The 20,127-nt window shown below is 42.9% G+C and carries 13 protein-coding genes, 9 tRNA genes and 1 pseudogene; 9 read left to right on the top strand and 14 right to left on the bottom strand.

Annotated elements, in window-relative coordinates; genetic code table 11:
* Positions 1-601: 601 nt before the first annotated feature.
* The 5 genes from JC606_RS06345 to JC606_RS06325 form a co-directional block, all read right to left on the bottom strand.
* Positions 602-675 (bottom strand) — tRNA-Cys (locus JC606_RS06345).
* A 65-nt stretch (positions 676-740) separates the two neighbouring features.
* A tRNA-Leu gene (locus JC606_RS06340) sits at positions 741-827 on the bottom strand.
* A gap of 80 nt (positions 828-907) precedes the next feature.
* Positions 908-983, bottom strand: a tRNA-Gly gene (locus tag JC606_RS06335).
* Between the two features lie 37 nt (positions 984-1,020).
* A tRNA-Cys gene (locus JC606_RS06330) sits at positions 1,021-1,094 on the bottom strand.
* A gap of 65 nt (positions 1,095-1,159) precedes the next feature.
* Positions 1,160-1,246 (bottom strand) — tRNA-Leu (locus tag JC606_RS06325).
* Between the two features lie 349 nt (positions 1,247-1,595).
* Here JC606_RS06325 and JC606_RS06320 point away from each other — a divergent pair.
* The gene (locus JC606_RS06320; protein ID WP_198778241.1) at positions 1,596-2,384 is read left to right on the top strand and encodes a lipase family protein; all 789 of its coding nucleotides are present in this window, start codon (positions 1,596-1,598) and stop codon (positions 2,382-2,384) included.
* Positions 2,385-2,474: 90 nt separating this feature from the next.
* Here the strand turns inward: JC606_RS06320 and JC606_RS06315 are convergent, their stop codons facing one another.
* The 7 genes from JC606_RS06315 to JC606_RS06285 all read right to left on the bottom strand — a co-directional run bounded on the left by JC606_RS06315 (position 2,475) and on the right by JC606_RS06285 (position 8,515).
* Positions 2,475-4,364: a methyl-accepting chemotaxis protein gene (locus tag JC606_RS06315; RefSeq protein WP_443083679.1), complete on the bottom strand. Its 1,890-nt coding sequence runs from the start codon at positions 4,362-4,364 to the stop codon at positions 2,475-2,477.
* Positions 4,365-4,704: 340 nt separating this feature from the next.
* Positions 4,705-4,778, bottom strand: a tRNA-Cys gene (locus JC606_RS06310).
* Positions 4,779-4,842: 64 nt separating this feature from the next.
* Positions 4,843-4,929 (bottom strand) — tRNA-Leu (locus tag JC606_RS06305).
* A gap of 80 nt (positions 4,930-5,009) precedes the next feature.
* Positions 5,010-5,085, bottom strand: a tRNA-Gly gene (locus JC606_RS06300).
* Between the two features lie 46 nt (positions 5,086-5,131).
* Positions 5,132-5,205: transfer RNA gene (locus tag JC606_RS06295), tRNA-Cys, on the bottom strand.
* A gap of 197 nt (positions 5,206-5,402) precedes the next feature.
* Positions 5,403-6,848: an ATPase RavA stimulator ViaA gene (viaA, locus tag JC606_RS06290; protein WP_004740142.1), complete on the bottom strand. Its 1,446-nt coding sequence runs from the start codon at positions 6,846-6,848 to the stop codon at positions 5,403-5,405.
* An 11-nt stretch (positions 6,849-6,859) separates the two neighbouring features.
* Positions 6,860-8,515: an ATPase RavA domain-containing protein gene (locus tag JC606_RS06285; RefSeq protein WP_137407440.1), complete on the bottom strand. Its 1,656-nt coding sequence runs from the start codon at positions 8,513-8,515 to the stop codon at positions 6,860-6,862.
* A 287-nt stretch (positions 8,516-8,802) separates the two neighbouring features.
* On the opposite strand from JC606_RS06285, the gene JC606_RS06280 reads away from it, so the two are divergent.
* Together JC606_RS06280 and ltaE are read left to right on the top strand one after the other, a co-directional pair.
* Complete coding sequence (locus tag JC606_RS06280) at positions 8,803-9,318, top strand: NUDIX hydrolase (RefSeq protein ID WP_137407441.1); 516 nt, start codon at positions 8,803-8,805, stop codon at positions 9,316-9,318.
* A gap of 17 nt (positions 9,319-9,335) precedes the next feature.
* Positions 9,336-10,346 carry a low-specificity L-threonine aldolase gene (gene ltaE, locus JC606_RS06275; RefSeq protein ID WP_198778240.1) on the top strand — a complete coding sequence of 337 codons (1,011 nt, stop codon included), beginning with the start codon at positions 9,336-9,338 and terminating at the stop codon, positions 10,344-10,346.
* Between the two features lie 79 nt (positions 10,347-10,425).
* On the opposite strand, the gene JC606_RS06270 is transcribed toward ltaE, so the two are convergent.
* Positions 10,426-12,420, bottom strand: coding sequence for a hypothetical protein (locus tag JC606_RS06270; RefSeq protein WP_233090146.1), 1,995 nt, complete (start codon positions 12,418-12,420; stop codon positions 10,426-10,428).
* A gap of 653 nt (positions 12,421-13,073) precedes the next feature.
* Here JC606_RS06270 and ylqF point away from each other — a divergent pair.
* Together ylqF and JC606_RS06260 are read left to right on the top strand one after the other, a co-directional pair.
* Positions 13,074-14,009, top strand: a complete 936-nt coding sequence (gene ylqF / locus JC606_RS06265; protein ID WP_137407443.1) for a ribosome biogenesis GTPase YlqF — start codon at positions 13,074-13,076, stop codon at positions 14,007-14,009.
* Between the two features lie 254 nt (positions 14,010-14,263).
* The gene (locus JC606_RS06260) at positions 14,264-15,289 is read left to right on the top strand and encodes a GGDEF domain-containing protein (protein WP_170222441.1); all 1,026 of its coding nucleotides are present in this window, start codon (positions 14,264-14,266) and stop codon (positions 15,287-15,289) included.
* A 132-nt stretch (positions 15,290-15,421) separates the two neighbouring features.
* On the opposite strand, the gene JC606_RS06255 is transcribed toward JC606_RS06260, so the two are convergent.
* Positions 15,422-15,967 carry a GNAT family N-acetyltransferase gene (locus JC606_RS06255; RefSeq protein WP_061030872.1) on the bottom strand — a complete coding sequence of 182 codons (546 nt, stop codon included), beginning with the start codon at positions 15,965-15,967 and terminating at the stop codon, positions 15,422-15,424.
* A 166-nt stretch (positions 15,968-16,133) separates the two neighbouring features.
* Here JC606_RS06255 and JC606_RS06250 point away from each other — a divergent pair, with 166 nt between their 5' ends.
* The 4 genes and pseudogenes from JC606_RS06250 to JC606_RS06235 form a co-directional block, all read left to right on the top strand.
* Complete coding sequence (locus JC606_RS06250; RefSeq protein ID WP_137407445.1) at positions 16,134-17,276, top strand: acyl-CoA desaturase; 1,143 nt, start codon at positions 16,134-16,136, stop codon at positions 17,274-17,276.
* 282 nt (positions 17,277-17,558) lie between these two features.
* Positions 17,559-18,929 (top strand): endonuclease/exonuclease/phosphatase family protein, encoded by a 1,371-nt coding sequence (locus tag JC606_RS06245; protein ID WP_198778239.1) that lies wholly within the window; start codon positions 17,559-17,561, stop codon positions 18,927-18,929.
* Between the two features lie 190 nt (positions 18,930-19,119).
* Entirely contained in the window at positions 19,120-19,410 is a 291-nt protein-coding gene (locus JC606_RS06240; RefSeq protein WP_004740132.1) for a putative quinol monooxygenase, read from the top strand.
* A gap of 277 nt (positions 19,411-19,687) precedes the next feature.
* A pseudogene (locus JC606_RS06235) lies at positions 19,688-20,071 on the top strand (hypothetical protein); the annotation flags it as partial.
* Between the last annotated feature and the right edge of the window lie 56 nt (positions 20,072-20,127).

The following is a 20,127-nucleotide window of genomic DNA, read 5'->3' as shown; positions in this document are numbered from 1 at the left end:
TTACGAAATCGAACTACCCAAAAGGGGTAGAACAAAAGAGGTAGAAGTGGCTAACTTTAAGCCATAGCAAACGAATAACCATAGGTTTGATAAAATTTAGAGGCGTTTTATAGGCAATTTCACACACAAGCATGCTTGTTGTAATATTTCACAATAGACTAGCAACAACGCAAGTAAATGACAATCATTTTCATTTGCAGTCATGAGAAGTGTAATAACTCATGAAAGCGTTACAGGTTCATGAGCAACTGTGTATAAATGTGAAGAACTGGATAACCACAAACACAGTCGTCCCACTCCCCTACCCATCAATTCCATTTACAAATCGCACACTCGATTAATTTGGGTTGTCTTGCAGAGCTACTAGCAGTTTTCTTCAAACAACTTTCTCAGAAATACGTTTAGTTCAACTTATTCAACCTGTATAACAAAGTGCCTTGATAACGTAGAAATCCGTAAAACAGAGCGAACAGCATAGAGTCATCTACCCAGAAGTGAAGTTCAATAAATGGACGGCGTTAGAAATTAGTAAATCGGGAAGAAATGGAATTTCAGATAGTAAAAAGGCCAGCATATCTGCTGGCCTTTTTACTTTGAATAGTGGAGGCGCCTCCCGGAGTCGAACCGAGGTCCACGGATTTGCAATCCGCTGCATAGCCACTCTGCCAAGGCGCCTTTATAGTGATTTAAGAGAACAACTCTTTGTTCATCACTCTACTCAAAAGTAGAAGCAAGATAGATGGTGCCCCGGGCCGGACTTGAACCGGCACAGCGCGAACGCCGAGGGATTTTAAATCCCTTGTGTCTACCAATTCCACCACCAGGGCACGCAATTCTTTATTGCGATGCCGATTACTGAAAAGTAAAACACCATCTTAATGTCGAAATGAATCAACATTACAAAATTTGGAGCGATACATCGGGTTCGAACCGATGACCTCAACCTTGGCAAGGTTGCGCTCTACCAACTGAGCTAGTATCGCATTTTCATTCATCAGCTTTCTAAAATGAAAGAGAGAATGGAGGCGCCTCCCGGAGTCGAACCGAGGTCCACGGATTTGCAATCCGCTGCATAGCCACTCTGCCAAGGCGCCTTTATAGTGATTTAAGAGAACAACTCTTTGTTCATCACTCTACTCAAAAGTAGAAGCAAGATAGATGGTGCCCCGGGCCGGACTTGAACCGGCACAGCGCGAACGCCGAGGGATTTTAAATCCCTTGTGTCTACCAATTCCACCACCAGGGCAACGCAATCTTGCGATGCTGATTACTGAAAAGTAAAACACCATCTCTCAGCGACCTAAGCCGTGAGAACGAGGTGTACTTTAACGGATGGAAAAAATTCGTCAACAATAAATTTTATCTTTTAATTCAAGTGATTAATTATCGCTCTCCAAAGAATAAATTTAGCCCAGCTTGTATGGTTCTTATACTTACCTATAAAGTTCAATAGTGTGTTCAACTCTGAATGAGCAGTTCGAGCTACAGCTATCTCCTGCTCTTTTAGTCTTATTACAGCGTTCAATTCGCGTTTTCATGTGCTTTTCACATTCAACGACTAGAGTTTTAAGTAACTCTTATTAAAGTTTAAATCCGTGAAACCACTAAAACGATACCAGTACGAGCGCTATGCCGTTCTTTGTAACCTCGCCTACCCTAGAGTTTTTAAGCAAACTCGCTATGGTTTCGATCCTAATGGACAGCGCGTCATAAAGAACCAGTTTGGTAAAACGATGATTCGGGTGCTTTGGAGTAGTGACAAAGATGAAGTGGTTGTGGTTATTAAAGGGTCACACAGTGTATCAGACTGGCTGCTTAACTTTGCTCTTTGGACAAGAAGCTGCAAAAGGATTGGACTCAACTATCGTGTTCACGCGGGATTTTATCACCTGATGTTTCAAGAGAGCCAGCCAAGCCGCAACGAAGACAAGTTAGGTTTAAGCGTGGTTGAGCGATTAGAAATGGTTCTTGTACCGTTATTGGAGCAAGGGAAAAGGATTGCGATTACTGGGCACTCCTCCGGCGGCGCCATTGGTTGTGTCTTTGCGGATTATTTTGACAAGAAATACCCAGGCTGCATTAAGCGAATCGTGACCTTTGGACAACCAGCGATTGGTGATTGGAGCTTTAAGAAGCGCTATCGCCTTCGCAAAAAAACCTATCGTGTATGTTGTGACATCGACATTGTGACCTTCATGCCGCCCGTACCTTTACTGTATTGGCATGTCGGAAAGGTACTTTGGCTCTACAACGGAAAAATCTATGAGAACACCCCAACGTTTATTCGCCTTGGACGTTCTATTTTTAGCTGGTTGATTAGGCCTTTCTCTTACCACTTGATGAGTAAATACATACGTAATAAAGACTTCTTTGATCAGCATTGAAACTCGTATTTTCACCGCAAAGAAAGAGCACATACTGATAGCAGTCTGTGCTCTGGTATTTACTAATCTATCTGTATCGCGCTTTGGTTGTTAAAGCTTGAATCGAGACAACTCTTGTTTCAAATCACTTGCTAAGTTGCTGAGCTGATCCGCCTGAGACACTGCATCCGTTGCATCAAGTGCCATAACGTCACTCACTTCACGAACAGATTCTGTATTAGCATTAATTTCAGCAGTAACCAGTGACTGCTCTTCCGCAGCAGAAGCAATTTGAGTCGCCATATCACTGATCACTTGAATCGCTTCACGGATTTGAGCCAAGCTCTCTCCCGCCATATCAACATCATGCACACTTGTCTCTGCCATGTCGTGACTTTGAGTCATCACTTTAACCGCACTATTCGTTGCCTGCTGCAAACGCTTGATCTTGTCTTCAATTTCTTCAGTTGATGCGTGAGTACGCTGAGACAATACTCGAACCTCATCCGCTACAACGGCAAAGCCACGACCTTGTTCACCAGCCCTCGCCGCTTCAATCGCAGCATTTAGTGCCAGTAGGTTAGTTTGTTCAGCGATCTCACGTATCGTCGCTAAGATAGACGCAATTTGTTGCCCATGCTCTTCTAGCTCGCTGATAATAGATACAGCACTCGTCAGTTCAGTAGCAAGCTCATTGATTGATGATTGGCTTTTGGCCATCTGCTGAAAGCCTTGTTCGCTTAATTCAACCGAATGACTAGCACTTTTCGCTGTATTGTCTGCGTTAGAAGCGATCTCAGCCGTCGCAGTCGCCATTTCAGTTACCGCAGTAGCTACCATCGTAATTTCATCTTGCTGTCGGCTTACGCTATCACTGCGCTTAAGGGCACTCTCATTAGCATGCTCAGCACCATTGTTCATTGCTGTGGATACTTGAGTAACGTTGGTCATCATTCCATGCAGTCGATCGACAAACACATTGAACTTATCGGCCAACTGACCAACTTCATCTTTGCTGGATACTTGAAGGCGTTGCGTTAAGTCACCTTCACCCTCTGCGATATCTGCGAGAGCTTCGCTCACTCGTCCTAGCTCCACCAGCTGGCGAGCAACAAACCAAGACGTCGCTGCAGCCATCACAATCAAAACAATCAAGCCTGTAGTGATCTGACTGACCAACATGTCGAACAGAGGTTGTTCCAAGACATCTTTATCCATCTCAATCACAAGTAACCAATCTGTACCACTGATTGGCTCCGCCATGATCACTCGTTCGTGACCATCAACTTGGGTAAAGATCGTCGTTAGATTCTGCGCTGCACTGTTTAAACCAGCAACACTCAGCTCTGGAGCGATGTCATTCACCTGCTTAAGAATAAAGTCTTCGTTTTGGTGAGCGACAACCGTGCCTTGTTTGTCTATAAGGATCGCTCGACCATTTCCTGGAACCTGGATAGCTAATACGTCTTTAATCAGCTTGTCCAAGGCGAGGTTCGAAGCAACGACACCAATAATGGATCCGTTCTCGGTGACCGGATCGGTCAGTGTAACCACGAGCGCCTGCATCGTAACGCTTACATACGGCTTGGTTGTGACGGCTTTGTTTTGCGCTAACGTCTCTTTATACCAACCACGAACTCTTGGGTCGTACCCTGCTTTATTGAGAGAAGGATCATGACGGAACATCTCCCCGTCTTTATTGCCGTAATAACTCAATCCAAAGCCACCAGATACAAGGGTTTGACGTAAGTGCGGGACAATATCTAATGAAGGGTTAAGTTGAACTTGTTGTTGAAGACCATGTACGGCTTGTTTCTTGTCGTAAAACCAATCACTGATCCCTTTTGCATGGGCGTTCAGCGTGTTACGACTTTCACTCTCTATAGCCTGCCAGCTGTTACTTTGAAACGTCTTATAACCCATAAAAAGAAGAATTGCGGATGTAAAAGCAATCGCCAAAACTACAGAGAAAACCATTTTCCTCTTTAGACTAAATTGCATATTAAGAACCTCTTATAGAACAATTAAAGAAATATAAAGAGAAATCCTATCACCCATACTCATGTTTTTATTAGGGTTATCCCAAAAAACCATGAAACAAATTGAGCATTATGTTTAATTGTGACTTTGATTTATTTACTGGTTTATCAACGATAAAGATTATTTAGCCGCAAACAAAAGCGAGTTGTAGAAAACAAAGGAAAAGTAAAAGCAGAGTGCTCAAACAGAGCAGATAAGCAGATAAGCAGATAAGCAGATAAGCAGATAAGCAGATAAGCAGATAAAAAATAAGACGCCAGATACGAAAAAACCAGCCACTAGGACTGGTTTTTCTGAATAATGGAGGCGCCTCCCGGAGTCGAACCGAGGTCCACGGATTTGCAATCCGCTGCATAGCCACTCTGCCAAGGCGCCTTCAATAGTGTTTTAAGAGAACAACTCTTTTGATTGCTACCCCAAAAGGTTACAACCAAATAGATGGTGCCCCGGGCCGGACTTGAACCGGCACAACGCGAACGTCGAGGGATTTTAAATCCCTTGTGTCTACCAATTCCACCACCAGGGCACGCAATTCTTTATTGCGATGCCGATTACTGAAAAGTAAAACACCATCTTAATGTCAATATGAATCAACATTATAAAATTTGGAGCGATACATCGGGTTCGAACCGATGACCTCAACCTTGGCAAGGTTGCGCTCTACCAACTGAGCTAGTATCGCATTTTCATTCCTATTATCTCTTAAATTATCAAACTAAGAGAAAGAATGGAGGCGCCTCCCGGAGTCGAACCGAGGTCCACGGATTTGCAATCCGCTGCATAGCCACTCTGCCAAGGCGCCTTTTTATTTCAACACGTTAGGGACTAAGCAAGCCACTCCGCTGTGTTCGGGTGCCTACTTTACGGATTAAGGAGAGATAGTCAAACAAAAAAGTGAATTTAAATTCTGTTTGCTTACATTTAAATCAAATTGCTGCTTGTTCGATCTTTTCAGCTAAAAAACACACAGCAAAATGGTTTACATTAATGATTCGCGATCTACCACTTCTTCATAAAGCGGCCAACCAAGCTCGGGTGATATGCCCAACAATGATCAAACATGCTCATCAATTGAGGGTTGCCGTACTTAGAAAGGCTCACTGCGTGGAAACGGTTTTTATGTTCCTTCAGCTTTTCAACCTGAGCGATCATCTCATCAGACTGCTTAGGAGCAATAAAGTCAGACAGCACGATTAAATCGGCATTCTTGTATTTGTCACCTGTCATTAAGTCGATCGACTTCATCAATACAGGTTCCAAATCTGTGCCTCCGTGGAATGAGTAACTCAAGAAGTCGCTCGCTTCACGTAAGCCATCTTGCCTTGTTAGCTCGTAAGTAATCTGTTCTGAAGAGAAAAGGATCACGTAACAGTCCCTTTCTTCCGCCAAAGCGATTTGCATTAGCGCATAGGCCATTGCTTTAGCGGATTGCTCAGGAAAGCCGCTCATAGAGCCAGAGGCGTCGACACAAACAATAAACGGCCCCTTCTCGATATCAACGTGTTTACTATCTGGCTTTTGTGCCTTAACTTTACGCAACGTACGAGACTTACCTTTGGAGCGATAGCTCAGTAAGCGTTTATCCGCCAAGTGCTTGTAGAAGATAACTTCGAGCTCTGGGTACGCCAAGAACATAGTCTCGTTTGGCAGCATCTTGTTGAGATCATCGCTTTCATGAATCCCGACGATATCATCAACGGCTTCATCGCTTTTCTCTTCTACCATCTGTAGTTCTTCTACAGGAGCCTTATGTAACGAGGGATCGTCTTCCATGCCCGCCATGCGGCCTAGCTTCTCTGCTATCTCTTGCAGACCTTTGTGTTTATTTAAAAACTCTGCGTGACGCTTCATTACCGTTAAGTCTGTTTTACTCAACTTAGCAGAAGCCATATCCCACAAACGTCCTACGCTTCCCTCATCACCAGATTCCGTCACTTTATCCATGTTTTTCATGGTTTCCATGCGTTGGTAGAGATCCGCTAAAACTTTCTCTTTGCTGGTTTCCAACTCTGTTACTTGAGCTTGCTTGATGGCATCTGACAACGACTGATACCACTGATCACAGAAGTAGTGCGGGAACATCGCATTGTAAACACCCTTGTTGTTTTCCATCAGGCGTCTAGCTTGTAGGTAAAACGCTGAGTGCCACTCCAATTTTTTGATGACACTATCAATCTCATCAAAAAACTGGGGCTCATCCCAGTGAATTACTTCTTGGTAAAGTGCGATTTCTTCTTGGAATCGGTCGGTCTCACACACCTTAGTGACACGTTTTTTTACTTTGCCGCGCCATTTCACTAGGTGGTTTTTAACCGACGTTTTAACCCCTTTATTCTCGGCAGCCATCATCACTTGAGAACGGGCGATGAGATCATTCATCGCCGTATCAATGATGCCTGAGTCAGCAACCATTAAAGCAAGGTTTAAACCGTCTGCTCCTAACATACTTGCCCCCTCTACTCGAAGTACTGACTCATAAATTTAAGACGCTGAGCAATCTTGCTGCTCTTCACTTTCGCAGTCTCAAGCTCTTGTGTTACCGCTTGCAAACTTGACTCCATCGCTTTTGGTAGCTCTGGGTCAATATAGTTATGAGGAAGCGCATCGTGGAAATCGGTGCGCACGCGTTTCAGCTTGAATTCAGCTTCGTTTAATTGCTCAAGTGCTCGTTCAGCACCACTCAACCATTTACTGTAAAGCTCTTGGTCCAAACCATCAGTTGTCACCACACTCACTAATACCGAGCGATTCGCGATGTCTTTAATCACTAGTTGGTTCGATGCATCAAGATCCAACTTCAAGCGACACAGATTCTTATTTTCGTTTACGTAACCGTAAATATCTCCGTGCCCTTCTTTAAGCACACGGTCGAAGTCATCTTTCGCTACGTAAACCCAGCGGCTATCACCTTTCTCTGATTCTGACACTGACATGTTGCTTTGCAGCAGAACTAACTTCACTAAGTTGTAAGCACTGCCGACGCTGTACGTCTTCGCATTTTTAATATCGTTGTGGTAAACGTCTTTACGTAGAAGGCCGCTGGTTGTTTCCATAGAGAGCGAAACAGAAAGTGTTGCTTCAACTTCGTCTTGGATATCTTCAAGCTCTTCACGTGACATTTCAATTTGAGCTTTAGACTCTTGTTGATCGAAAGCTCGGTTCAACGCAAAGTCTTTAACTACACTACGAACCACATCTCGTGATTCAGGGCTGTGCCACAAGCAATCTTGCAGTAAAAGAATATCGAGCGGGTTGACGCTGTCACGACCACTGAAGAACGCACTCGCCTTCAGCAGTTTCACAGCTTTCTTCCAACGTCTATCTGAAACATACAAATCAGACTCAGAAGTTGAACCCTGCTGCTTAACCGTCTCTTCTAGCATGGTTTTCAACTGATACAGCTTGTTGAACGCGTTGTCCGTCAGTTCAAGCTTATCGAGTTCTTTTTGCCACTGGTGATATTCAATATCAGTAATCGCCAAACCCTTCGGGATCTCAGCTTCTTGAGAAGTACCCGCAGTTAGCATCGATTTGAAGTTTTGTTTGTTCTGGATTCGGTTTACAAACACGCGCACAAGCATGCGGTCATAAAGAGCTTCTAGGCCGCTGTCTTCATCTGGAAGTTCATTAGATGCTGACACCAATAAGCGCATTGGTACGCGTTCAATATCGCTACCATTCTTGAACGTTTTTTCGTTCACAACGGTAAGGAGTGTATTAAGGATCGCAGGGCCAGCTTTCCAGATTTCATCAAGGAAAACCACTTGAGCCGTTGGTAAATAACCTTCAGTCAGCCTTACGTAGCGACCATTGTCTTTTAATTCTTGGATACTTAAAGGACCAAACACCTCTTCAGGCGTAGAAAAGCGTGTCATCAAATATTCAAAATAACTGCTGTTATCGAAAGCTTGGATTAGCCGTTTAGCGATAAGACTTTTTGCAATGCCTGGAGGGCCCAGTAGGAAAACACTTTCACCAGCCAAAGCAGCCAGTAAACAGAGCTTAATGGTATCTTCTCTTTCATAGACACCATCAGACAGAGCATGCGCTAATTTGTTAATTCTTTCAGAGAGTAGCGCCTTGTCAGCATGTGAAGAAATAGAAGGGGTCATGCATTACTCCGAAAATCTTTGGACAATAAAGAGTGTAGATTTGTTTTTATACATTTGTTAGCACTTTGTTACAAGTGTATTTTATTATTGAGTTGCATTTATATCAGATGGTTACGTCCGTAATTTCGGTGTAATCATAGATTGCAAATTTGAGAGTAGAGTCACGAATGGAGTGAAATTTAATTCAAAACTATGCCTAAATTTTCTTTTATTTTCGACACCATAGGCGTTATGGTGGAGCACGTCTTTCGAATACGAAAAATTGGCAAGGAATGTGGCCAGACTGCATGAATAAAGTTATCCATCAATGGAAAAGTATATCTCTCATAGAAGAGAACGTGACGCTCCCAACAAACGTCGTGGTAAAACATACAACAATTAACCACCCAGGTGCCGCCGTTATTCTTCCTATTACGTCTTCTGGAAAAGTCATTCTGATCAACCAGTTTCGCCCTTCACTCAAAAAGTGGCTTTTAGAACTGCCCGCAGGCACGATGGAAGTCAATGAAACACCACTTGAGTGTGCTCAACGTGAACTAGAAGAAGAAACCGGTTATAGCGCAGAGTCATTCCAAAGTCTGGGGCAAGTTACCCCACTCGCTGGCTTCTGTGATGAGATACAGCACCTATTCGTCGCAAAAGACCTTAGCCTCACTACCCGTTTTGAATGTGACGAAGATGAAGTCATAGAAGTGATCGAGCTGAGCTTAGAAGAACTGCACGACAAAATACGACACGATCAAATCACCGATACAAAAACTATCGCTTGTTTAAGTAAAGCCCAACTCTGCGGCTACCTATAATACTCTAGGAGAGAAACATGGACTTTCGTTCTGATACCGTAACTAAACCCTCACAAGCAATGCGCGATGTAATGGCAAACGCAGAAGTCGGTGATGATGTATATGGTGACGACCCAACAGTAAATGAACTTGAGCAGTGGGCAGCCAACGAAACAGGCTTTGAAGCCGCTATGTTCACCTCTTCAGGCACGCAAGCCAACCTACTCGGCCTAATGGCACACTGTGAACGTGGTGATGAATACCTTTGTGGCCAACAAGCGCACAACTACAAATACGAAGCTGGCGGCGCTGCGGTACTGGGTTCGATTCAACCTCAACCAATCGAAAACAACCCAGATGGCACTCTTGATTTCAAAAAGCTTGCTGCTGCTATTAAGCCTGATGACAGCCACTTCGCCCGCACTAAGCTTTTGAGTCTAGAAAACACGATTAATGGCAAAGTACTGCCAATGTCTTACCTAGCGGAAGCTCGCGAGTTCGTAAACCAACACGGTTTGCAAATGCACTTAGACGGCGCACGCGTATACAATGCGGCAGTCGCGTTAGACGTTCACATTAAAGAGATCGCACAACACTTCGATTCGATGACGATTTGTTTATCAAAAGGCTTAGGTGCGCCGATTGGCTCTCTGCTACTGGGTAGTAAAGAGTACATAGCTAAAGCGCGTCGACTACGTAAAATGGTCGGTGGCGGCATGCGTCAAGCAGGCATCCTTGCTGCTGCAGGTAAAATGGCGCTGACTGAGAACGTTACTCAACTTAAAGCTGACCACGAGAACGCGAAAAACCTAGCGATTGGCCTAAGTAAGCTTGAGGGCTTCTCGGTTAACCCTGATTTCATTCAAACGAACATCGTGTTCGCTAAGTTAGACGAGACTGTTGATATCAACCGCATCGCACGGGAGTTAGGTGAAAAAGGCATTACTGTGTCACCAGGTAACCCTGTGCGCTTTGTTACTCACCGTGACATTAGTTCTGAAGACATTTCTCGATTCTTAAATGAATTACAAAAAGCGCTGACAGTCTAATACCATAATCAACCCTTAACGAATCGTAAAATGCCACGCAATATCGTGTGGCATTTTTTTACCATCAGTCAGTTAATACTTATTCCGGTTTAGGTACTACACGCATGTTGTCCATATAGTAATCAGGAATAATACGAGGGTAAAATCTATCCTCTAAACACTCATAAAGGAACTCGTCATCATTTCTGTTTTGCGGCGGTAAACCACATACTTTAATTGCGCGACCATTATTGACATATTCTTGCTTTTGGTTATCAAAAATCTCTTCAACAAAATAGAATTTATTGCCTTTGACTACGCCACCATAACCGCGGTCAAACATACTTTGACTTAGAGCGAAGCTCGCAACTTCGTTATTATTCAAGTTGCTGTACACTTTCATTGTGTAATGACTAACATCGGCATCAAATAGCTGGTCTTTTGAGAGGACTAATTCTTGCTTTGCAAACATAATATTTCTATACACGATAGCACCACTATCGTGCACTAGAGTCACACGATAGCCCATGATGTCTTGGCCATACACCCTTAAGTCCACACCACTTATCGCTTGTAAGCCATTAAAAATCCACTCCCAAGGGTTAATAATAGACGGAAGGATTTGATAAAGCGTCGTCATCGCAGTATTCCCGCCACTTGGGTCTTCAACAATCGCAGAACCTTCACTTTGATCAAGTAACGAACCTACTGTAATAGGGAAGGATTGACTACGGAAATTAGGAACATACACACACAGCTCTTCAAGCGTAATGCCATTGGTAAAACCACTACCTTCAATCTCGTCACTATTACATAAATGACGCTCTGACTCCCCCTCGACCACTTTAGGTATGTGTTTTACAACCGCATTCACAGCACTCGCTAAATTGAATGTTTTCCCAATATTGGCCAGCTTAAAGTTCGTTGTAACAGCCTTATTCATTGCCTGAGAGGCAGAGTTTACAAAAGTCGCCCCTGTAGGCCCTGTAGTAATTTTGACTAATGAGTTAAACAAACGACGAATGTTAGGAACCATCGCCTTTTTCCAAATTTCAGAGTTCAAATTAACATCCGACACGCTCTTCTTCATCACTTCCCAAGAGATTGGATCGATACCCGCTGGTTTTAAATCATTATTTACTTGGTCTTTTGAAACAAACAAATTAGATTCATTCTGCATAATAAAAGAGCGGAGGTTGGAAAGAAATTCAATAACAGAAACACCCTGTTCACCCGGTGAAAAATACTCAGTTGGATATAGAACCTCTGAGTTACCCGTAGGAACCGTCTCAAGCCCAAACAACATCACCTCCGAAAGACTTACCTCTTTGTAGGCTACGTACGAGTTGTTCCAAGTTTTAACTATCGGGGTAGTGGTACACTCCGCACACCTAACTATGTCTCGAATTACATCCTTTAAAAGCTTGTCTAACTCCCTTTCAGCAGTAGTCATCGATAACTTTTCTGAAAGATATTTTTGTATAAACAGTAGCTCTTGATAATGGATTTTCTCTACTTTTGTTGGCTTTGGTGACGAGAAATCTATTTGCTCAATTTCAGCATCATGAAAGCGCTTTGCTTCATTATCATACTGAACGAACAATTGTTGTTTTGCACCGACAAAATCTAGCCCTGTTTTACTGCTGTTTTCATCCAGCTCTCGGCGAATGATTGTTTGTAGTTCAGGGTTAATACGAGCGTCCATAATGGACTGCGTGTCTGCGATAATAGGGCTAACATAACCCTGTTCTCCATGATGAACATCGGCAAGAACGATATTAGTATTACTAATCATCTCGAGCTTGACATTAAGATATTGTTTCTTAATTGGCTCTTGCTCTTGATACCAATCCGAAGAAACCGAATCGTATTTTTCTTTCAGATAATCCTTACAAGGACTCTCTTCCGAACGGTAAGTTAAGCAATTCTTCGAAAGAACCAACTGAAATAGGTATAGGGAGTCATGGTATTGAGGATCCACTTGGTCATAAAACACCGTTTGAACAACCGACGAGTGATTAACGTCTTGTGCAAAAGAAGTATTCGACAAAAGCGCGCTCATTAATACGAACGGCAAAGCCTTAGATATTTTCATGTATTTTTATTCTCGCTGAGATTTTATGTTTCGCCGCTAATAATAAAAATACCAATAAAAATATCACTTAAATTTAGTGATAAAACCATCAAAAACTTATAAAAGGAACGGCAATCACCCTATTAATAGTAAAAATATATTTATGTATTTACATATTAAGATAAATGATTGAAAGTAAGGCAACCTCAAGCTGTAAGCAGAAGGTTAACGAAAGGTTCATTGAGTAATAAAATTGGGGTAGTGTCTTTAGGATAAGACCTTCGGATTCGGCACTTCCCCACCTTCTAACAACTGTTGTGCTTGATACATCACGTGCTATTAAAATGAACACATGTGCTCTAATAATTATCTGAGCCTTAGAACTGCTATCAGTCCAAGCAAAATTTAACAGGTCGCCACGCTTATTCTGTTTGCCAATACCAATACTGTTAAGTCATCAATCCCGACGCAAAAAAGCTATAGCTAACAAGTCATTGGTTAAAATGCTCTCAACTACCCACCTTAGTCCTTCTCTATACTCCCTAAACTTCAGCTAAAATCATGTTAGAGGACCATTAAAGACCGATCTTTATCGTCCCTTTATAGATATGGCTTTACACGCCCTATCGAACCCTTACAATGTGCAGCAACTATATTTATCAAGGTTTATCTCTATGTCTATTCAATGGTTTCCGGGTCACATGCATAAAGCCCGCAAAGAAATCGAAGAAGTTATCCCACAAGTTGATGTGATCATCGAAGTACTGGATGCGCGTATTCCGTTCAGTAGTGAAAACCCAATGATCTCCTCACTGCGCGGCGATAAGCCTTGTGTAAAAGTACTGAACAAGCGTGACCTTGCCGATCCTGAGTTAACTGAACGTTGGATTGAGCATTTCGAAAAAGAGCAAGGTGTAAAGGCTATTGCAATTACCACCAGCGTTAAAGAAGAAGTAAATCACATCATGGAACTGGTTCGTAAGCTTGCGCCACACCGTGAAGAGATTGGTAAGAACATTCGTACTATGATCATGGGTATCCCAAATGTGGGTAAATCAACCATCATCAACTGCCTAGCAGGACGTACAATCGCAGTGACAGGTAACCAACCCGCGGTAACTCGTCGTCAACAGCGTATTAACCTACAAAACGGCGTGATCCTTTCAGATACCCCTGGAATCCTTTGGCCTAAAGTAGAAAACCCACACAGTGGTTTCCGTCTAGCGGCTACAGGTGCAGTAAAAGACACAGCTATGGAATACGATGAAGTAGCATTCTACACCGTGGAGTATCTTGCGAAGCAGTACCCTCACCTACTGCAAGAGCGTTACCAAATTGAAGAGCTGCCAGATTCTGACATCGAGTTGATGGAAGCGATCGGTCGTAAGCGTGGAGCTCTTCGTGCTGGTGGTCATATCGACCTTCATAAGTGTTCTGAAATCTTACTTCACGAGCTGCGTAACGGCACTTTAGGTAAGGTAACTCTAGAGCTACCAGAAATGATCACAAAAGAGCTGATCGAAGTTGAAGAAGCCGCAGCACTAAAAGCCGAGCAACAAGCTAAGAAAAAAGAAGAACGTCGTAAGCGTTACTTGAAGAACAAGCGTTAATAGCGATTAATCACTCTCATATATCCCTCTAAACATATTCACGTTCTATTTCATGTAGGACGTGAATATCGTGCCCCTCCTTTGTTGATCTAGCTAACATACTGACAAATCTATAGAAATGCTCGTTTACAATCATCAAGACTGTGACATACTACGCAAATTATTGTGTATCAATTTCGGCTAGTTTCTCAATGCGCTCTTACATCGGGTTCAAAAATCAACGATTTAAAACCTATTTCGACAATGAAATTTATCTGCCGTACATAAATTTCATCTACATCCCGATCTCAATATTCTGTGCTTTTATTGTCTCGGACTATGTTCACTTCGGTACAGAGTGCATTACACCAATAGCCTTTCGCATCGTACTGTTCTTGATGATGATGGTTGTTGCTCGGTATTGCATCAAGCACAAGCCTAACGTTTTAGAGTTCGTTGAAAGCACCTTTCTTGTCATTAGCTCGCTGTTTCTAGTCTACGTTGGGCGGCTCGCGATTGACCTAGGAAATTTCGATTACCAAGGTGGTATCGTCCTCGTGATGATCTACATAGGTACGTTTTCTAGATTATCGGCCAAATACAGCATCACAACACTTTCATTTATTTTTGCCGCCTACCTAATCGGATTATCTCCTTTGCTGTATGCTGCAGAACCTACTCATGAAGTCGAAACCATTTCTATTTATGTGTCCGCTTATATTTTGATTTCAGCGGCCTGTATTAGACGTGATTTAGAAGTTCACAAACGCTTTGCACAATCGGAGCAACTTCGAAAACAAGCGATACAATTACGTAAACAGTCGAATATGTTTGAAGCGCTTTCCTATAAAGACGCGCTCACCGGCTGCTATAATCGACTCTACTTACATCAAGTCATCGAACCGAGCATTGATCGCGACTTATCCATCACATCGATTATGATCGACATTGACCATTTCAAAACCATTAATGATACCTACGGGCACCAGATGGGCGATCTGGTCATTAAAGAATTGGCCATCGAAATTCAGAAAAAACTACCACTGGGCAGTAACTGTTTTCGATATGGAGGAGAAGAGTTTCTGATTTTGGTACAAAACGGGACTGAAGATTCAATTCAATCACTCGTAGATTCGCTGCTAGAGTGTCCCTCTCGCCTTCGTTTAGAAGTCACAATTTCAATTGGCGTTAAACATTCACCTCAAGCACTAGGCTCGGTAGAGCAACTCATCGATGACGCCGATCAAGCACTCTATATTTCAAAGAAAAACGGCCGAAACCGTACATCTTGGTCTAATTAACTTTTTACCGACGCCCTTTTCTATTGCAAGCGAAACGAAAAAGCCCCAAACATCTGCATGCTTGGGGCATTAATTGTATTCTCAGTCACAAAATTACGTCATGATGAACAAAAACGCATCAGAGCGTGACAATTACGAAAACGCAGCGCTTTTGGTTCTCTGCTCGAGGTCAACGGGAGAAGCCCAAGAGATTACTTTCTCGTTAACTTGACTTCCGCATGGCGCGTTCCACACCTGCTCCAATTCTTGTTTTCCACCAATCGCTTCATAAAATGCAATAGCTTGATGATTTTCAGACATCACCTCTAGGTAAAGCCCTGAATCAGAATAGTATTGTTGTAATCGTTGAGACAGTTCAGACAACAAACGCTTGCCTAAGCCACGGCCTCGGTAGTTACTGTCTACATGCAATGCATCGATGAACGTCCCGCGTTCAAAGTTATGATTGCCAAATGCGCAGACAAAACCAACCAGTAAACCGCCTTCCTCAAGTAATAGAACATGTTGATTAAAAGGAGGATTAATCAAACGTGTCTGCCAAATAACAGACCTGTCCTCCAAAACCTCATGTTCTAGGTAATCATCAGCAAGAATGCCACGGTAATATAGCTTCCAGCTATCCGCGTGTAATTGGGCAATCCGCTCATAATCTTTATATTCAGCTACCTTAATTTCCATTTATTAGCCCTTAGTACTTCCATTTATGACTTGCTACTACATTTCACACTACCTTTATACAATATTTAAGTAAAACATACTAATACACGTTTACACTTTCAATATTGACTTACACGTGTACGCTGATATTCTAGCGCACAGATGTAAGCTCAATGGAAAATTGCTAATGAATAGTGCCGACAAACCATCAACAAAAAAGCCACCGTTAATCTGGCTCAATATCTTTGTATTCTCGTTTAGTATGCTGCTTGCTGTTGTTGCGGCTCCCGTTTACGGCTACTTTTTTGGCTATGGAATGGAACATTGGGTATGGCTAGCGATCTGTTTTAGCTTCTGTAACCTTTCAATCACGACTGGCTACCACCGCTTATGGTCACACAAAGCCTTTGAAGCGCATTCGAGCCTCAGATTCCTGTTTGCTTTGGGCGGTGCCTTTGCCTTACAAAACAGTGCTCTTCATTGGTCTTCTGACCACCGTATTCATCACAAGCATGTCGATAACAACGACAAAGACCCCTACTCTGCAAAACGTGGCTTTTGGTACTCACATATAGGCTGGATGATTCGCAACTACAACACGTCTATCTATAAAGATCACGAGAACTGTCGCGACTTGAAGAAAGACAAGATCGTAATGTGGCAGCACAAACACTACATTCTCCTTGCGCTCATCATGAACTTTGGCGTGCCTATCGCATTGGGCCTGATTTATGGCGATGTGATTGGCATGCTGTTAATCGTAGGTGCGGTTCGTTTGGTACTTAACCACCACACCACATTCTTCATTAACTCTCTTGCGCACATCTGGGGCAGCCAACCTTTTACCGACAAGAACACAGCACGCGATAATGGTGTACTTGCCTTACTTACTTTTGGCGAAGGCTACCACAACTTCCACCATATCTTTGAGAACGACTACCGTAACGGCATTTACTGGTGGCAATATGATCCAACGAAATGGCTGATTAAAAGTGCTTCGTTGATGGGGCTGGCGAGTAAACTTAAGAAAACACCACAAGCACGCATTGAAAAAGCCGAAGCGGCAATGCTATTAAAACGCACGCAGCAGAAGATCATGCATCGTGCAGATAACATTCAGATTGCAGAAAAACTGCAGGCAGAGTTTGACTCTCTCGTCTCCAATATGAACGAGTACTACGCCGTTAAAAAGCAACTGCTAGAAAGCAAGCGTGACGATGTCGTTAAAAAGTACGAACACTCACTTCTTAAAGTCCGTTACCAGCAGATCAAAATGAACTTCGAACAGCAAAAGAAAAATTGGGCGATGACGGTGGAGCAGTACGCTTAAATTAAAGGAGCGCGCTTAACACACCTGTAACAATACTGTTTGGTTCTTATTCGAAGGCCCTCATGCAAAGCATGAGGGCTTTTTTAATTTACAGGTCTAATTAAATATCTGAATTTAAAGCTTTTCTTAAAATCATAAACACTGGTTCCATTTGTCACATTTTTGATGCAATACCATGTATTATCGCGCCGCTTAGCGTGATCATTATCACTTAAAACTTAACCCTCGTCTCATACCATGCGCGTCCAAAAAAACCTTTCAAGCAACTAGCGGATCCATTTTATGAAATTGTTAAAAACATCTATCGCGTTTGCCATCTCTTCTGCGCTTTTGATTGGTTGCAGCAGCGATACCGATTACGTTCAACCTGAAGAAGTAAAGATCGCTACTTATAACCTGTCTTTTGATCGTGCCACGTTCCAAGATCTTGTAACGGAAATGCAGATTGAACCAAGCGCTCAAGCAGTACTTGTATCTGACTATCTGAACAATACAATTAGTGCTGCTGACAAAGAGACGGCAGCAAAAGTGATTCAAATCCGCAACGTAGCAGCCGTGATTCAAAAGAATCGACCTGATGTTCTGATGATGGCCGAATTTAACCATGACGGTACTGGAACGGACAAGTCAGCACTAGAAGGCTTCCAAAAAAACTACCTTTCGGTTGCACAAAGCCTTGACGGTGCGGGCAGTGATGCGAACCTAGAGCCAATTTCATACCCTTACTTTGAAAGTTACGCTACCAACACGGGCTTATTGAATGAATTTGGCTTTGACTTAGACAACGACGGCAACCCGGGCACATTGCCAGGAGATGCGTGGGGCTTTGGCTTATATCACGGCCAATACGCTTTTGCTTTAATGTCTAAATATGAAATCGACACGGCAAACACTCGCACATTCCAAAAATTCAAATGGAAGGACTTAGAAGGCTCAACGATCCCTACCATCACTGCATGTGATGACCCGAGTGAATTTCCAACAGGTATGGTTTGCGGCGATGAATGGTATTCAGCTGAAGAGTGGGAAGAAGTTCGTTTATCATCAAAAAACCACGTTGATGCGCCAATCCTAATTCCAACTAAAAACGGGACTGAAACCATTCACTTACTGATGTCTCACCCTACTCCTCCGGCTTTTGATGTGGGTAAGAACATCGAGCAAAACGCAGCAGAAGTCGATTTCTGGCACCAATACATCCAAAACAAATCGTACATCTATGATGATTCTGGAAAAACTGGTGGATTAGAGCAAGGCAAACACTTTGTTATGATGGGTGACCAAAACCTAGATCCAGCAGATGGCGATGGCATAAGCTCTGTTATGCAAAGCTTACACAACGACTCATTAGTTAATCAAAAAGTCACCAACGGCAGTCTATACCCTACTAGTTATGGTGCAGCTGAACATGCGGTCGATAATTCATTGCCTCACCCACAGCCAAACCGTATCACTTCGACATTTGGTCTTGCGGTCGATTACGCACTGCCTTCAGCAACACTTAACATCGTTGACTCTGGTGTTTACTGGTCAGCTTCTTATGAAGAAGGGCGTAAGCTATTCAATGACTCACGAATTGGTGACTATGGTAACGGCAAGGACGTATCCTCTGATCACCGAATGATCTGGGTAAAGGCTGATTTCAGTAACTAATTCTTTTACTTTAAGATGCCCGGCTTATTGTCGGGCATTTTTATCGGCGTAACTCACCAATAGTCTAGTCATCGCCAAAAGAATTATGGACACCAGTAACCATAGTCATTGCATGCCTCGATCCTTTGTCTCTGATTCATAAGTACTTATATTATCCGGACCAACAGATTTATTGCCCTAGGAATTCACAATGACTACGCTAACTATTATTGCGACAATCGTCTGTAAAGAAGAGAAGATTGAGTTTGTAAAATCAGAGATGATCAAACTGATCGATAAAACCCGCGCTGAAGAAGGCTGTATCAACTACGACCTCCATCAAGACAACAGCAACCCGGCGCACTTTGTGTTTCATGAGAATTGGGAGTCAGAGGCTCTGCTTGAAAAGCATCTAGAAAGTCAGCATATCGCAGACTACGTTACGGCGACTGAGGGATGTATCGAGTCATTTGTTATCAATCGAATGACACATATAGCCTGATACGCGGTTTACTACTGATTCATCAACAAGCCCTGCTACTAAAGCAGGGCTTCGTTCTTTCTGTTGAGTTTCGCTTTTCCGAGTGGATTCAGCACCTTCCTCTCTGTACTGTTTTCACCTGTCGTCTTCAAAAACAAACCTCACTACAGACAAATATTCCTAAACCGATATCAAGCAACCTCACGAAAGATCAATCACATTCATTTAAATACTGTTCGCGACCTTTGACCATAAAATGATCGGCAAATGACAAAAATAACCGTCGACAGGAATGTAGATGAATACCAAACAACTTGAGGACGCGGTCAGTGAAGTGGCCATGTTCAATCAACACCTGCACTTAATCCAATCTGTTCATACCATTCCGACGCCAAAAGTGAATTGGGAGTCGATGGCTATAGAGCCCGCACCTGCAATGCCAACGGTTCGCTTCGACCATAAAGTCAAAGCCATGGAAGCGCTCGATGATTACAAACCTAATTGGTTGGATATGTTATTGGGGAATAAATCAAAGCTGCATGCTCTCACTAAGAACGTTGAACGTGCAGCAGAACAAGATATTGAAGATTACAAGACTGAGTTCGTGCATTGGGTACAGAATTACAGTTACTGGGCAAAGAAGAACCAGCTTTCAAAGGGTGTTCTGAATAACGATAGGGAAGGAGCCTGTAATTTAAATTGTGTATCTGCTTATAATTAAGCCAGTCATGGCTAAGG

The organism is Vibrio sp. IB15, assembly GCF_016406055.1.
GTDB lineage: Bacteria > Pseudomonadota > Gammaproteobacteria > Enterobacterales > Vibrionaceae > Vibrio > Vibrio chagasii.
Note: the sequence above shows the minus strand (reverse complement) of the source record. Positions and strands in the feature narration are given on the sequence as shown.